The sequence below is a fragment of the Luteimonas sp. Soil_C_16 genome, from assembly GCF_057657295.1.
This window is the reverse complement of record NZ_JBDGIS010000001.1, coordinates 649,192-663,904: the sequence shown is the minus strand read 5'-3', so window position 1 is coordinate 663,904 and position 14,713 is coordinate 649,192. Positions and strand designations below refer to the sequence as shown.

Genomic DNA, 14,713 nt, shown 5'->3' with positions numbered 1-14,713 from the left:
TGGGTCTCCAGATGCGCGCGCGCCGCGTCAGAACGACTTGGTGACGGCGAGGGTGATGGTGTCGTCGGGACCGATCAGGTCGTTGTCGTTGAAGTTCAGGGCGATGTCGAAGCCGTTGTCGAACGACTTGCCCACGCCCGCCGACCAGAACGCGTACGTCGCAGTGCCCGCGCTGCCGGCGACCCACTGCTTGCCCACGGCGCCGTTGAGCGTCCAGCTGGGTGCGAACTCCCAGCCGACGGCGACGTCGAGATTGCTGCTGCCGTCGGAGTCGGGAATGCCGAACAGATCGGTGACGGCGTAGGAATACTTGGCGCTGAGGATGTTCCAGCTCACGCCCGCGTAGAGCTCGGTGGTGTCGGCCTTGTTGAAGCCCGCCGGATAGCTGCCCGGATACCAGTAGTGCACGGCGCCGACGTCGTAGCCGAAGCCGCTGTCGCCGAAATCGCCGCGGAAGCCGACATAGCCGTCGAGCTCGAGCTGGCTGGAGATGTCGGGATCGGAATCGGACAGCCAGCTGATGCTGCTGCCCCAGGTACCGACGTAGAAACCGCTGTCGTGCGCCCATTCGACACCGCCCTGCAGGGCAGGTTTTTCGTCGGTCTGGGTGACGCCGCGGAACAGGTAATCGCTGGTCAGCGTGATCGAGCCGGAGACTTCCGCGTGCGCGGCACCGGCGGACAGCAGACCTGCGCACAGCAGTGTGGCGAGTGCGTTCTTGCGTGACGACATGACAGGCTCCTCAAATGAATGGAAAGCCCTCCCCGGTCAGTGCGTACTGCGTTTGTTGTTGTTCTTTTCGCAGGCGGAACGTTCGACGTCGGCGCCCCCTGGCTGCCGTCGCCACGACCGACGCTCTATGGCGTCTGTGCGGCCGCTGTCCAATCCATCGGTTGAATCCCGGACTCCGTGCGCCTGTCGGCGAAGCCGCCCACCGTGGGGGAGGGAGGCGCCGCCGTCGGGCGGTGAAACGCAACGGGGCCGGCCAATGGCCGACCCCGTGGAAGTGCGTCAGATCGCGTAGTACATCTGGTATTCGAGCGGGTGCGTCGCGCCGCGGAACGCGGTGACTTCCTTCATCTTCAGCGCGATGTACGCATCGATGAAGTCGTCGGAGAACACGCCGCCGGCCTTGAGGAAGTCGCGGTCCTTGTCGAGCGCGTCGAGCGCCTGGTCCAGCGAGTGGCACACGGTCGGGAAGTTCTTCTCTTCCTCGGGTGGCAGGTCGTAGAGATCCTTGTCGCTCGGGCCGCCCGGATCGATCTGGTTCTTGATGCCGTCCAGACCCGCCATCATCAGCGCGGCGAAGGTCAGATAGCCGGACTGCATCGGATCGGGGAAGCGCATTTCGATACGGCGCGCCTTCGGGTTGGCGACGTAGGGAATGCGGCACGAGGCCGAACGGTTCGACGCCGAGTAGGCCAGCATCACCGGCGCTTCGAAGCCCGGCACCAGACGCTTGTAGGAGTTGGTCGACGCGTTGGAGAACGCGTTGATCGCGCGGGCGTGCTTGAAGATGCCGCCGATGTACCACAGCGCGGTCTGGCTCAGTCCGCCGTAGCCGTCACCGGTGAACAGGTTGGTGCCGCCCTTGGCGAGGCTCTGGTGCACGTGCATGCCGCTGCCGTTGTCACCGACGATCGGCTTGGGCATGAAGGTCGCGGTCTTGCCGTTGCGGAACGCGACGTTCTTGACGATGTACTTCATCGTCTGCAGTTCGTCGGCCTTGGCGACCAGCGAGTTGAAGCGCGTGCCGATCTCGCACTGGCCCGCGTTCGCGACTTCGTGGTGGTGCACCTCGACTTCGATGCCGACCTGTTCCAGCGTCTTGCACATCTCGGCGCGGATGTCGTGCAGCGAGTCGAGCGGGGCCACCGGGAAGTAGCCGCCCTTGATGCCGGGACGGTAGCCGCTGTTGCCGCCTTCGTATTCCTTGGCCGAGTTCCAGTGCGCTTCTTCCGATTCGATGTGGAAGAAGGTGTGGCCCATCTCGTTCGAGTAGCGCACCGAATCGAAGATGAAGAACTCGGGCTCGGGGCCGAAGAACGCCTGGTCGGCGATGCCGCTGGACTTCAGGAACGCCTCGGCCTGCTTGGCGATGCCGCGCGGATCGCGCTCGTAGGACTGCATCGTGGTCGGATCGAGAATGTCGCAGGTCAGCACCAGCGTCGGATCGGCGGTGAAGGGATCGACGAACGCGGTGGACGCGTCGGGCAGCAGCACCATGTCGGAGTTCTGGATGCCCTTCCAACCGCTGATCGACGAGCCGTCGAACATCTTGCCGTCCTCGAACAGGCCGGGTTCGATGATCGACTTCGGGAACGTGACGTGGTGCTGCACGCCGCGCATATCGGTGAACCGCAGATCGATGAACTCGATCTTGTGGTCCTTGATCAGCTTTTCGAGATTTTCGGTGGACATCGGAACGACCGCCTTGCGTGTTGATTGAGTCCTGGATAACGCAATGGCCGTGCCAACTCATCAGGCTCAATCGAATCAATCATTTACACATTCCGCACCGGCCGGTGGCGCCAATTCACCTACGTGATTGGTGCGTTATTCCTAGAGATGCACCTCGATGGTGCGTCACGTCGGCAGCGGCAGACCGCGGTCCGCCTTGACCGTGCGCAGCACGAAACTCGAGTTCACGTCGTCGACCGCGGGCTGGTTGAGCAGGCGGTCGAGCAGGAAGCGCGAGAAGTGTTCGAGGTCGCGCACGACCACCTGCAGCAGGTAATCCATGTCGCCGGTCAGCGCATGGCAGGCGATGACTTCCTCCCAGCCGTTGACCAGCGCGGCGAAGCCGGCGACCGCGGCGCTGTCGTGGTGCTTGAGCTGCACGCGTACGAAGGCCTGCAGGCCGAGGCCGAGGCGCTCGGCGCTGACGTCGGCGCGATAACCGGCGATCACGCCGTCGCGCTCCAACCGCTGCACCCGCCGCAGGCAGGCCGAAGGCGAGAGATGGATGCGCTCGGCGAGGTCGGCATTGGTCAGCCGGCCGTTGCGCTGCAGTTCGGCCAGCAGCAGCAGGTCAGTGCGGTCAAGGTCGGCGGCAGCCATGATCGTTGTCCTGAATTGCGTATCGACGCACGATTATTGCGCTTAACCACTGTAGACGCGCAATGACGCAAGCCTGTTGCGGGGATTCGGCGCTATCGTCGTGGATCACCGAATCCACCGGAGTCGTCATGTCCGCCCAGCCGTCGAACGCCCCGCGTCGCGTCGAGAACCTGCACACCGAGAAGGGCAAGGTGCCGGTCTACGCCACCGGCATCGTCGAGCAGCCCTGGGACACCTACAGCGCCGACGACCACGCGACCTGGGCCACGCTGTACGCGCGCCAGCGCGAGCTGCTGGTCGGCCGCGCCTGCGACGAATTCCTGCAGGCGCAGGACGCGATGGGCATGACGCCCGACGCGATTCCGAAGTTCACCGAACTCAACGCCGTGATGGAAGCCGCGACCGGCTGGACGCTGCTCGGCGTCGAAGGCCTGCTGCCGGAACTCGATTTCTTCGACCACCTCGCCAACCGTCGCTTCCCGGTGACGTGGTGGATCCGTCGCCCGGACCAGATCGACTACATCGAGGAACCCGATCTCTTCCACGATCTGTTCGGCCACGTGCCGCTGCTGATGAATCCGGTGTTCGCCGATTACATGGAGGCCTACGGCAAGGGCGGCGTCAAAGCGCACGGCATCGGCCCGGACGCGCTGCAGAACCTGACGCGGCTGTACTGGTACACGGTCGAGTTCGGTCTGATCCAGCAGGCGGACGGTCTTCGCATCTTCGGCGCCGGCATCGTGTCGTCGAAGGGCGAATCGATCTACTCGCTGGAATCCGATGCGCCCAACCGCATCGGCTTCGATCTCGAACGCATCATGCGCACGCGCTACCGCATCGACACCTACCAGAAGACCTACTTCGTCATCGACAGTTTCGAGCAGCTGATGGACGCGACCGGCCCGGACTTCACCCCGATCTATGCGCGCCTGGCACAGCAGGACACGGTGGGCGCGGGCACGGTGCGCGACGAGGATCGCGTGTTCCACCGCGGCACAGGCGAGGGGTGGACGGCGGGTGGGGATGTTTGATTGTTGCGGTCAGCGGGTGTGCTGACTTCAGACGCTCGCGCTACCCCATGACCCGTCGCCCCAGCGCACGCTGGGGCCCATTCTGATTTCGCGTTTCAACGCGAACCGTCGGACCACCGCGAACAAGGGCCCCAGTTTCGCTGGGGCATCGACCCTACATTGCGTCATCCCGGCGAAAGCTGACGAAGGGGTCGCGACCTTGCAACTCAGCGCATGCCAAACGCCGCTTCCGTGGGATGGCGCAAGCGCAGCGAACCCCATCGCTCACCGATTCCACGTCCACTGCGCCCCCACCATCACCCCGCGCCCCGGGCCCGGCTCATAGAACCGGCCGTTGCCCTCGTTGACGATCACCGAGCCGATGTAGGCGTGGTCGAGCACGTTGTCGATGCGCACGAAGGTCCGCAGCTCGCCCGCATCGAAACGCCAGCGGCGTGCGCCCTCGAGGTGCACGAGTGCATAGCCCGCCGCGCGGCCGGTCGCGAGATCGTCGACGACCACATCACCCACGCCCACGCCTTCGAGTGCCGCGCTCCACGGGCCGCCCGTCCAGTCGAGACGCGCGAACAGCTGACGCGCCGGCACGCCGGGAATGCGTGCGCCTGCGGCGACCGGCGTCGACGGCACGGTGCAACCGGCGCCGGTGCAGACCCGATAGTCGTCGCGGAAGGTCGCATCGAGCCAGGTCGCTGCAACGCTCAGATCGAGCGCTTCGCCCAGCGGCTGACGCAGCGACACTTCCGCGCCCTGGCGACGCGCGCGACCGATGTTCTGGAAGCTGCTGCGGCCGCCGACATTGCGCGCCACCGCGAGCTCGTCGTCGGTCTCGGCACGGAACAGCGCGGCATTGAGCGTGGTGCCCGAACGCGCCTGCCACTTCGTGCCGACTTCGACGTTGTCGCTGACCGCAGGCGCGAGATCGAGCGCGAGCCCGGCGCCGCCGTCGGCGCGATAGCCGAGTTCGTTGAAGGTCGGTGTTTCGAAGCCGCGTCCGGCCGAGGCGTAGAGGCGCAGATCCTCGCGCGGCGCGAACGTCACGCCGGCGACCGGTGAGGTCTGGCGGAACGCGACACGGCCGCTGTCGTCGGGATTGCTCGCGGTGATGTACGCGTCGCGCGAGGTGAACTCGACCTCGCTGTGGCGCACGCCGGCCAGCAGCGACCAGCGCGGCGCGAACGTCCAGTAGAGCTGCGCGAACTGGTCGCGGTTCTCGACCGTATTGCGCTCGTCGCGGCGCAGGCGGCCGCGCACGCCGAGCGTGTCGCCGACGAAGTTCTCGAAGCCCTGGCGGTCCTGGCGCTGGCGATCGGCATTCGCACCCACCGTCGCTTCGAGCGGTCGCCCGGCCAGCGTGCCTTGCCAGCTCCAGCGCAGGTCGAGGCCGCCGTAGGTGTTGTCGAGATCGATGACGCCGCCCGAGTTCAGCGGATTGACCTGCGCGCCGACGGGCAGCGGCAGCACCTGCATAACCGCACGCGTGCCGCCGTAGGCCATCGCGCGCAGCGTCTGCGCATCGCCGATGCCGTGTTCGTAGACCGCGCCGGCCTGGGTCTGGCGCACGGTCTTTCTTGTGTCGAACTGCAGCGCGACCGGCGCGACCTGGCGCGGATTCTCGCGGACCTGCGCGGCGGTCAGGCCGAGCGGGTCCTGTGCGTCGATGTCGACGTGGTTGACGACGAGATCGAGCCGGCGCCGGTCGCCGAAGTCGAAGCGCAGCTTCGCGTTCGCCGAATCGCGACGCGCGGCGCTGTGGTCGCGCCAGCCGTCGGTGTCGAACCGCGACAGCGCGACGTTGTAGCCGACTGTCTCCGTGCCGCCGCGCAGCTGCGTCGACAGGCTGGTCGTGTCGTCGCGCCCGTGGCTGGCCTTGAACCGCCAGGGATCGCCGGGCTGCCCGTCGGCGCTCCACAGCTGCACGACACCGCCGGAGGAGTTGCCGTACAGCGCCGAGAACGGGCCGCGCATGATCTCGATGCGGTCGCCGCCGACCAGACTGAAATGCGAGAGCTGGCCCTGGCCGTCGGGCATCGACGCCGGAATGCCGTCGGCGAACAGACGCACGCCGCGCACGCCGAAGGTGGAACGCGCACCGAAGCCGCGGATCGACAGTTGCGTGTCCTGCGCGTGGTTCTGGCGGTCGCGCGCGAGCAGGCCGGGCACGCCCGACAGCGGTTCCGAGGCGACGGTGCCGGCGCGGTTGCTGTTGCCATCGTCGAGGCGGATCGCATCGACCGAGGCCGGCGTATCGAAATCGCTGACGCCGCGCAGCCGCGTGGCATCGACGCGCACGCGTTCGAGCGTGGTGGGGGCATCATCCGTCGCCTGCGCGACGCCGGGCGAAAGCAGGATCAGCGACAGCGCGATTGCCAGCGCGGTGGGGGCCGCGCGCATCAACCGAACACCAGCTTGCCGCGCATCACGTTCCAGTGGCCGGGGAAGGAGCAGAAGAAGGTGTAGTCGCCGCCGCGCGCGAGGCCCGCGGTCGGGAAGGTGATCGTGGTCGACTCGCCGCCGCCGATGACTTTCGTATGCGCGATGACGCGTGCGTCGCCAGGCGGCAGATAACTGTGCGAGAGGCTGCCACGGCCACCGGCGATCGCGACCGGGCGGTAATCCGCGGTGCGCGTCAGCACCCAGTTGTGGCCCATCGCCGCGGCCATCTGCCGGCCGGTGTGACGCAGCGTGAGTCGCACCTGGGTGCAGTCGGCGGCGACGCGCAGTTCGCTGCGATCGAAGCGCATCGCATCGCTGCTGCCGATCGTCAGATCGCAGGTGCGCGCGAACGCGCCGGTGGCGGGCAACAACAGCAGCAGCGCGAGCGCGCCGCGCAAAGCGCGGTTCGGCATGACATCTCCGTGGAAAAGCAGGTGTGCGAGGCGACGCATCGCGTCGCGCATTGTCGCAAAGGGCGGCGTGAACGGCCCGGGACGGAATGTCGCAGGTGGGGCTTGTGACAGCAGCTGTGCGCGTCTTCCAGAGGCTCAGGTCTGTACGCTGTCGCCCCAGCGAAAGCTGGGGCCCATCTTGACGTTGCGCGTTTCATGCGACTTGGAAGATCACCGCGAACATGGGTGACCAGCCTGCGGCTGTTGTAGAGCGCCTCCAGCGTGCGCTGGGACGACGAGCAATGAAGTCCGCGTTGGCGCGACGCACGCGCTAGATCACCTGCAACGTGATCGCCTTCAGCACCGCACGCGTGCGGTCGCGCGTGCCGAGCTTTTCGAGGATCGCCGACACGTAGTTCTTCACCGTGCCCTCGGCGAGGAACAGGCTGCGCGCGATCTCCTTGTTCGAATAACCGCCTGCGAGCAGTCGCAGGATCGCGACCTCGCGCTCGGTGAAGGTTTCGCGTGGAGCGTTGTCGTCGTGGAAGCGGTAACGCGCGCGCACCGGCTCGGTGCTGACCGGTTGCAGCAGGGTTTCGCCCGCCGCCACGCGCGCGATCGCGTCGCGCAGATCCTCGGGCGCCGCGTCCTTGAGCAGGAAGCCCTGCGCACCGGCGTCGGTGGCGCGCAGCAGCAGGTCGCTGTCGTCGAACGTGGTCAGCAGCAGCACCGGCGTCGTATCGCCGCGCGCACGCAATGCGGTCAGCGCCTCGATGCCATCGAGCCCCGGCATGCGGATGTCGCTCAGGATCACGTCGACCGGATACGAGACGAGCTGCTGGAGCAGCGTCGTGCCCGAGTCCGCCTCGAACACGATCACGATGCCGTGGCGTTCGAGCAGCGCGCGGAGCCCGGCACGCACCAGCGCCTGGTCGTCGGCAAGGGCGACGCGCGCCGGCACCGCGCTCATGCCGGCAGTTCCGCGTCGATGCGCATCGCGCCGCGCGGATTGCGCGCCAGGCATACGTGGCCCTGCAGAGCGGCGAGGCGTTCGCGCATGCCGGCGATGCCGTTGCCCTCCCGCCAGCCGTCGCGCACGCGGCCGTCGTCTTCGATGGTCACGTGCAAGCGGGCGCCTTCGCGATGCAGGGCGACATCCAGCACATCGGCATCGGCGTGTTTCGCGGCATTGGTCAGCGCTTCCTGCACCAGCCGCAGCACGGCTTCGGCGATCGCGGGATCGGACACGCGCACGTCATCGGCGATGGTGAGCCGCAGTCGCGGGCGCGGCATCGGCGCGGCGAGCGCGCGCAGGGCGGTGGCGAGATCGAGGCCGCCGCTGTCGCGCAGTGCCTGCACCACGTTGCGGATGTCGCCGAGCAGTTCGCCCGACAGCTGTTCGGCGATGCGCAGTTGCACGTTGCCGGCGAACGCCGGTTCGTCGACCAGCGCGCGCAGGTTGAGGCGCATCGCGGTGAGCTTGTGGCCGGCGACATCGTGCAGTTCGCGCGCGACGCGCAGGCGCTCCGCATCGCGGGCGCTGTCGGCGAGCAGCGCGCGCGTGGCCAGCAGGTCAGCGTTGACGCGCGAGAGCGCATCGCGCGTGCGCTCGGCGCTGCGCGCGTAGTGCATGCACAGCGCGGCGAAGGCCTGGAAGCCGGCGAAGATCAGCACCGACATCAGCGGCGCGCCGAAGCCGGCGATGTACTTGAGGATCAGGTAGTAGACGGTGTCGACGACGACCAGCGCCACCGTGGCCACGCGCGGCGACCAGTCGGAGAACGCGACCGCGATCCAGATCACCAGCAGCACGGGCGCGGTGCCGGGTTTGGTATCGAGTGCGATCAGCAACAGCGCGATCACCGGCAGGATCGCGATCACCGCATGCTCGACGCGCCGCAGCCGCGACGGCCACACCGACAACGACAGGAAACCGGCCGCGAACAGACCCAGCAGCAGCCACGCGGTCGCCTGTCGCGCGGGATCGTAGTAGCGCATCGAGAACGCGACCGCGCCGAGCGTCAGCAACGCGGCGAGATTGAGCGGTTCGAACAGACGGCGGGGCTTGACCATGGCGCCATGCTGCAAGCCGTTGCCGGTGGCGGCAATGGGCGCGGCGCAGAAAGTGACTTCCGGCACTGCGGATCGATGACCACCGGCAGCTGGCACCGGCCGGGCGCGCGTCGAGACTGATGCCACACCCGACCAGGACATCGCCATGCGCCGCATCCCCGCCTCCTTCGCCGCTCCGTTCGTTCTGCTGGCCGCCGCCGCGTGTGCCGCGCCGCTGCACGCCGCCGACGTCGCCATCTCGATCCGCGAGGCGCGCAGCCAGGACGGGCAGTTCCAGGTCGCACTGGTCGATGCCGCGGGCTACGCCGGCAGCGCCGCGCCGATCGCCGCGCGCCTGGTGGCGCCGGTGGGCGACGTCACCCGGGTGACGTTCGACGGCGTGCCGGCCGGCCGCTACGCGCTAATGGTGATCCACGACGAGAACGGCAACGGCACGCTCGACACCAACCTCGTCGGCATGCCGGTCGAAGGCTACGGCTTCAGCAACAACCCGCGGGTGATGCGCAAGCCGACGTTCGATGAAGCGGCGTTCGACGTGGGCGCCGATGCGCTGGCGCTCGACGTCGCGATCCGCTGATCCGCAGCCGCTCCGGGAGACCGCCATGGATCGTCGCCGCTTCCTCCGCAACCTGTTCTCCGGCGCCACGATCGCCGCGCTCGGGCCCGCGCTGCTGCACGGCGGCGATGCCCTTGCCGGCGATCCGGCCGAGTTCGCCGCCGGCCTGCGCGAGCGGCCGTATCTGGCCGGCTGGCGCCAGGTGTCGGCCGAGGCCTTCGGCCCGACCACGGTGCAGCTCGAAGGCCGCCTGCCGGCCGACTTCGCCGGCACGCTGTACCGCAACGGCCCGGCCTGGTTCGAGCGCGACGGCTTCCGTTACGAACACTGGTTCGACGGCGACGGCATGGTGCACGGCTGGCGCTTCGGCGACGGCGCGGTGACCCATCGCGGCCGCATGGTGCAGACACCCAAGTTCCAGCGCGAGCAGCGCGCCGGCCGTTTCAACACGTTGGCCGCCGGCACCACGGTTCCCGAGCCGGTGGCGATCCGCAACAACGACGATGCCAACACCGCCAACACCTCGGTGGTGACGATCGGCGGCCGCCTGTTCGTACTGAGCGAGGCGGGCTCGGCGTTCGAACTCGATCCCGATGCGCTCGACACGCTCGGTCCGGTGACCTGGCGCCCGGACCTGCAGGCGTTGCCGTTTTCCGCGCATCCGCTGCGCGACCGCGACGGCAGCTGGTGGAACTTCGGTGCGCTGTCGATGATGGGCGGCGCCGGGCTGCTGCTGTGGCACATCGGCGCGGATGCGACGCTGCTCGGTGCGCACGTGCTGGAGATGGAGGCCCCCGGCTATCTGCATGCCTTCGTGCAGACCGACCGGCATCTGGTGTTCCTGCTGACGCCGTTCGACACCACGCCGGCCGGCTCGTTCTTCGAGAGCATGACCTTCGCGCCGCAGCGCGCGTGCGCGGTGATGGTGGTGGACAAGGCCGCGCCCGATCGCGTCGCGCGCCGTTTCGAGGTCGACTTCACGATGGCCTACCACTTCGGCGATGCGTTCGAGCGCGATGGCGAGATCGTCGTGCGCACGATGCGCCTGGCCGACGTCGCGCAGGCACGCTCGCCGCACCGCGCCGCGATGTTCGGGCACCACGGACCCGCGGCGCCCGCGCAGCTGGCCGAGCTGCGCCTGGACATGCGCCGCGGCCATGCGCGCTGGGACATGACCGGCATCGGCGGCATCGAGTTCCCGATGTTCGACCCGCGATCGCCAAGCAACCGCGGCGCGCGTCTGTACATGCCGACCAACGCAGGCGACGCGAGTGCGCCGTACTTCAACGCCGTGCAGATGGTCGATCCGGCGACCGGCCGCCGCGAGCTGCACCGCTACGGCCGCGACATCCTCGCCGAGGAGCACGTCTTCATTCCGCGCCCCGGCAGCACGCGGCCCGACGATGGATGGCTGGTCGGCACGTTGCTCGACCACGCACGCGACCGCAGCGGCATCGCGGTGCTGGATGCGCAACGCATCGGCGACGGGCCGCTCGCGACCGCGTGGCTGCCGTATGCGTTTCCGCTGGGCTTCCATGGGCATTTCGCGCAGGCGGCGGCATGACGTCGCTTCGTCCAACGCGCTGGTGGCGCATCGTCGCGCTGGTCGCGGCGCTGGTGCTCTGCGTGTGGATCGGCTGGCGCGACTTCGATCCCTGGATCGCGCGCGACGATGTCCGCGAGGCGATCCGCCTCACGATCCGACGCGGTGTGCAGATCGCGGTGCAGTTCATCGCGCCCGGTGTGTTGCTCGTACTGCTGGTGCGCGAGCTGGGCGCTTGGTTCCGTACGAAAGGACGCAGCACCTGACAGGCGCAGCGCAGGATTACGCCAGATGACTCGCGCGTCGACGCATTCAAAGTTCTGACGGATCGCCCTCACACAGCCCTCTCCCGCGCGCGGGGGAGGGCTCGAATAAACGCGCCGCGACTGGCGGCGCGACCGCTGAAGCAATCAGCTGCGGCTGACCGCCGCGACCGCTTCGGCCACGTAATCCAGATTCTTCAGGCTCAACGCGGCCACGCAGATGCGGCCGGTGCCGACGGCGTAGATGCCGAACTCGTCGCGCAGGCGGTCCACCTGGGCGCGGCTCAGACCCGAGTACGAGAACATGCCGGCCTGATCCTGGATGAAAGCGAATTCGGGCGCGCCGTTCGCGGCGAGTTTCTCGACCAGGCCCGCACGCAGGGCGTGGATGCGCGTGCGCATCTGGCCCAGTTCCGCTTCCCAGCGCGCGCGCAGCTCGGGGCTGCCGAGCACGCCGGCGACGAGCGCGGCGCCGTGCGTCGACGGGCTGGAATAGTTCGCACGGATGATGCGCTTGATCTGCGACTGCACCGCGCGGCTTTCTTCGGCAGTGCCCGAGACCACGGTCAGCGCACCGACGCGCTCGCCGTAGAGCGAGAACGACTTGGAGTACGAGCTGGCGACGACGAAGGTCGCAATGCCCGACTCGGCCAGCAGACGGATCGCCGCGGCGTCCTGCTCGATGCCCTGGTCGAAGCCCTGGTAGGCGATGTCGATGAAGGGGAACAGGTCGCGCTCGCGCAGCACCTCGATGACCTGACGCCACTGGTCGACGGTGAGGTCGGCGCCGGTCGGGTTGTGGCAGCAGGCGTGCAGCAGCACGACGGTGCCGGCGTCGAGCTTGCGCAGGTCGGCGAGCATGCCGGCGAAGTCGATGCCGTGCGTGGCGGCGTCGAAGTAGGTGTAGTCGACGACCTCGAAACCGACAGCGCCGAACACCGCGCGGTGGTTCTCCCAGCTCGGGTTGCTGATCGCGATGGTCGCGTGCGGCAGCACCTTCTTCAGCAGATCGGCGCCGGTGCGCAGTGCGCCGCTGCCGCCGACGGTCTGCGTGGTCGCGACGCGGCCGGCGGCCAGCAGCGGCGAGTCCACGCCGAACAGCAGCTCGCGGGTCGCCTTCGTGTAGTCGGGCATGCCGTCGATCGGCAGGTAGCCGCGCGGCTTGGCCTCGGCGGCCAGGCGCTGTTCGACCTCGCGCACGGCGTCGAGCACGGGAATGCGGCCGGCCTCGTCGTAGTAGATGCCCACGCCCAGATTGACCTTGGTGGCGCGCGGATCGGCGTTGTAGGCCTCGGTCAGGCCGAGGATGGGATCACCGGGGACGAGTTCGACGTTCGCGAAAAAGGAGGACACGTAAAGACTGCCTGCACGACGGAGGGGAGGGCGCCGGTCGCGCGTGCCGCCTGCGACCGGACCCGCCCAGAATACCGGCCCCCGCCCACCCGCGCGATCCTGGCCGTGGGACAGCCATGGCCTTTGGCGCGACAATGCCGGTCTCCCCGACGCCAAGGACCGCCCGCGCATGCCCAGCATTTCCCTGACCCGCCATCTGATCGAGGAACAGCGCTCGGGCCACGTGACCCCGGATCTGCGGCTGCTGCTGGAAGTCGTCGCGCGCGCCTGCAAGCGGATCTCGGTGGCGGTGGGCAAGGGCGCGCTGGGCGACGTGCTGGGCGAGGCCGCGGCCGCCGGTGGCGGCGACAGCATCAACGTGCAGGGCGAGGCGCAGAAGAAGCTCGACGTGATCAGCAACGAGATCCTGCTCGAGGCCAATGCCTGGGGCGGTCATCTGGCGGCGTGTGCATCAGAAGAGATGGAGCACTCGCAGCAGATCCCCGACGCGTTCCCGCGCGGCAACTATCTGCTGGTGTTCGATCCCCTCGACGGCAGCTCCAACATCGACATCAACGCCAGCGTCGGGACGATCTTCTCGGTGCTGCGCTGCCCCGAAGGCGTGACCGCCGCGCAGGACCACGATTTCCTGCAGGCCGGCAGCACCCAGGTCGCCGCCGGCTATTGCCTGTACGGCCCGAGCACCATGCTGGTGCTGACCATCGGCCACGGCACGCATGCGTTCACGCTGGATCGCGAGCAGGGTTCGTTCGTGCTGACGACGGGTCACATGCGCATTCCGGCGCAGACCCGCGAATTCGCGATCAACATGTCCAACCAGCGTCACTGGGAAGCGCCGACGCAGGCCTACGTGAATGACCTGTTGGCCGGCCAGGACGGCCCGCGCGCCCAGGACTTCAACATGCGCTGGGTCGCGGCGATGGTCGGCGACGTGCACCGCATCCTGACCCGCGGCGGCATCTTCATCTATCCTTGGGACCGCAAGGATCCGTCCAAGCCCGGCAAGCTGCGCCTGATGTACGAAGCGAACCCGATGGCGATGCTGGTCGAACAGGCCGGCGGCGCCGCGACCAACGGCCGGACGCGGATCCTCGACATCGCCCCGACCTCGCTGCACCAGCGCGTGCCGGTGTTCCTGGGCTCCAAGGACGAAGTGGAGACCGCGACCCGCTACCACCTGCAGCACGACAGCGCCGCCGCATGAACGCGCCCGCCGATTTCATCGAAGTGACCCCGGGCGCGCTGTCGGCCGAGACCTGCGCGGCGATCGTCGCGCGGCTGCGGGCCAGCCCCGACCTGCACGCCGGCGAGATCGGCGGCGGCGTGTATCCCGAACTCAAGCGCAGTCGCGACCTGTCGATCAACGACCGCGCCGACTGGGCCGACGTGGTGCAGCAGCTCAACGTCGCGGTCTATGCCGGCCTGATGGCCTACCTGCGCAAGTACCCGCAGACCCTGATCGCCCCGCTGATGCTGCAGCAGCCGGGCGCCGACGGCGCACTGCGTCGCCTCGAAGCCGACGACTTCCCGACGATGGACGACCAGCGCCTCGGCGGCCTGCTGCAGACCTGCCTGCGCCCGGGCACGATCAACCTGCAGTGGTACGCGGCCGGCGAGGGCGGTTATCCCTACTGGCACTGCGAGCTGTACCCGCGCGACGCCAGCGGCGAAACCCTGCACCGCCACCTGTTGTGGACGGTCTACCTCAACGACGGCTTCGACGCCGGCGAAACCGAGTTCCTGTTCCAGCGACGCAAGATCACGCCGCGCACCGGCGACCTGCTGATCGCCCCGACCGCCTTCACGCACACGCATCGCGGCAACAAGCCGCAGAACGGCGACAAGTGCATTGCGACTAGCTGGATTCTGTTCCAGCGGGCGGAGGCGTTGTACGGGGGTGGCTGAGGCGCTTCTGCGCCTGTTCTTCAGGCATGTGCCGCCGTGTCTGTCTACCCGCGAGCACAGAGCACCTCTCCCACTGAGGGAGAGCCTGCACCGGATCTGATTCC

At 68.2% G+C, this 14,713-nt stretch carries 14 protein-coding genes; 6 read left to right on the top strand and 8 right to left on the bottom strand.

Annotated features, from left to right (window positions below; genetic code table 11):
- Positions 1-27 precede the first annotated feature (27 nt).
- The 3 genes from AC3A5T_RS02955 to AC3A5T_RS02945 form a co-directional block, all read right to left on the bottom strand.
- Positions 28-732: a TorF family putative porin gene (locus AC3A5T_RS02955; protein WP_332077750.1), complete on the bottom strand. Its 705-nt coding sequence runs from the start codon at positions 730-732 to the stop codon at positions 28-30.
- Positions 733-1,011: 279 nt separating this feature from the next.
- A complete protein-coding gene (gene glnA, locus AC3A5T_RS02950) occupies positions 1,012-2,421 on the bottom strand; it encodes a type I glutamate--ammonia ligase (protein ID WP_487627284.1) in 1,410 nt (469 codons plus the stop codon).
- Between the two features lie 165 nt (positions 2,422-2,586).
- Positions 2,587-3,060, bottom strand: a complete 474-nt coding sequence (locus AC3A5T_RS02945; protein ID WP_487627283.1) for an Lrp/AsnC family transcriptional regulator — start codon at positions 3,058-3,060, stop codon at positions 2,587-2,589.
- A 128-nt stretch (positions 3,061-3,188) separates the two neighbouring features.
- On the opposite strand from AC3A5T_RS02945, the gene phhA reads away from it, so the two are divergent.
- Positions 3,189-4,091, top strand: a complete 903-nt coding sequence (phhA, locus tag AC3A5T_RS02940) for a phenylalanine 4-monooxygenase (RefSeq protein WP_487627282.1) — start codon at positions 3,189-3,191, stop codon at positions 4,089-4,091.
- Positions 4,092-4,355: 264 nt separating this feature from the next.
- Here phhA and AC3A5T_RS02935 read toward each other — a convergent pair whose 3' ends face one another.
- The 4 genes from AC3A5T_RS02935 to AC3A5T_RS02920 form a co-directional block, all read right to left on the bottom strand.
- Entirely contained in the window at positions 4,356-6,482 is a 2,127-nt protein-coding gene (locus tag AC3A5T_RS02935) for a TonB-dependent receptor family protein (RefSeq protein ID WP_487627281.1), read from the bottom strand.
- Positions 6,482-6,937 (bottom strand): azurin, encoded by a 456-nt coding sequence (gene azu, locus AC3A5T_RS02930; protein WP_487627280.1) that lies wholly within the window; start codon positions 6,935-6,937, stop codon positions 6,482-6,484. The genes AC3A5T_RS02935 and azu overlap by 1 nt, the downstream gene beginning before the upstream one ends.
- A gap of 310 nt (positions 6,938-7,247) precedes the next feature.
- Entirely contained in the window at positions 7,248-7,886 is a 639-nt protein-coding gene (locus AC3A5T_RS02925; protein WP_487627279.1) for a response regulator, read from the bottom strand.
- A complete protein-coding gene (locus AC3A5T_RS02920; RefSeq protein ID WP_487627438.1) occupies positions 7,883-9,085 on the bottom strand; it encodes a sensor histidine kinase in 1,203 nt (400 codons plus the stop codon). The genes AC3A5T_RS02925 and AC3A5T_RS02920 overlap by 4 nt, the downstream gene beginning before the upstream one ends.
- Positions 9,086-9,134: 49 nt before the next feature.
- Here AC3A5T_RS02920 and AC3A5T_RS02915 point away from each other — a divergent pair, with 49 nt between their 5' ends.
- The 3 genes from AC3A5T_RS02915 to AC3A5T_RS02905 are packed head-to-tail and all read left to right on the top strand — an operon-like array spanning position 9,135 to position 11,354.
- The gene (locus AC3A5T_RS02915; RefSeq protein WP_487627278.1) at positions 9,135-9,566 is read left to right on the top strand and encodes a DUF2141 domain-containing protein; all 432 of its coding nucleotides are present in this window, start codon (positions 9,135-9,137) and stop codon (positions 9,564-9,566) included.
- Between the two features lie 25 nt (positions 9,567-9,591).
- Positions 9,592-11,109 carry a carotenoid oxygenase family protein gene (locus AC3A5T_RS02910; RefSeq protein WP_487627277.1) on the top strand — a complete coding sequence of 506 codons (1,518 nt, stop codon included), beginning with the start codon at positions 9,592-9,594 and terminating at the stop codon, positions 11,107-11,109.
- Positions 11,106-11,354: a hypothetical protein gene (locus tag AC3A5T_RS02905; RefSeq protein ID WP_487627276.1), complete on the top strand. Its 249-nt coding sequence runs from the start codon at positions 11,106-11,108 to the stop codon at positions 11,352-11,354. Before AC3A5T_RS02910 ends, AC3A5T_RS02905 begins: the two co-directional genes overlap by 4 nt.
- Positions 11,355-11,498: 144 nt before the next feature.
- On the opposite strand, the gene AC3A5T_RS02900 is transcribed toward AC3A5T_RS02905, so the two are convergent.
- On the bottom strand, positions 11,499-12,704 hold the full coding sequence (locus AC3A5T_RS02900; RefSeq protein WP_487627275.1) for an amino acid aminotransferase: 1,206 nt from the start codon (positions 12,702-12,704) through the stop codon (positions 11,499-11,501).
- Between the two features lie 169 nt (positions 12,705-12,873).
- Between AC3A5T_RS02900 and AC3A5T_RS02895 the strand changes: the two genes are divergently transcribed.
- Complete coding sequence (locus tag AC3A5T_RS02895; protein WP_332077732.1) at positions 12,874-13,908, top strand: class 1 fructose-bisphosphatase; 1,035 nt, start codon at positions 12,874-12,876, stop codon at positions 13,906-13,908.
- Entirely contained in the window at positions 13,905-14,609 is a 705-nt protein-coding gene (locus AC3A5T_RS02890) for a 2OG-Fe(II) oxygenase (protein ID WP_487627274.1), read from the top strand. Before AC3A5T_RS02895 ends, AC3A5T_RS02890 begins: the two co-directional genes overlap by 4 nt.
- Positions 14,610-14,713 lie beyond the last annotated feature (104 nt).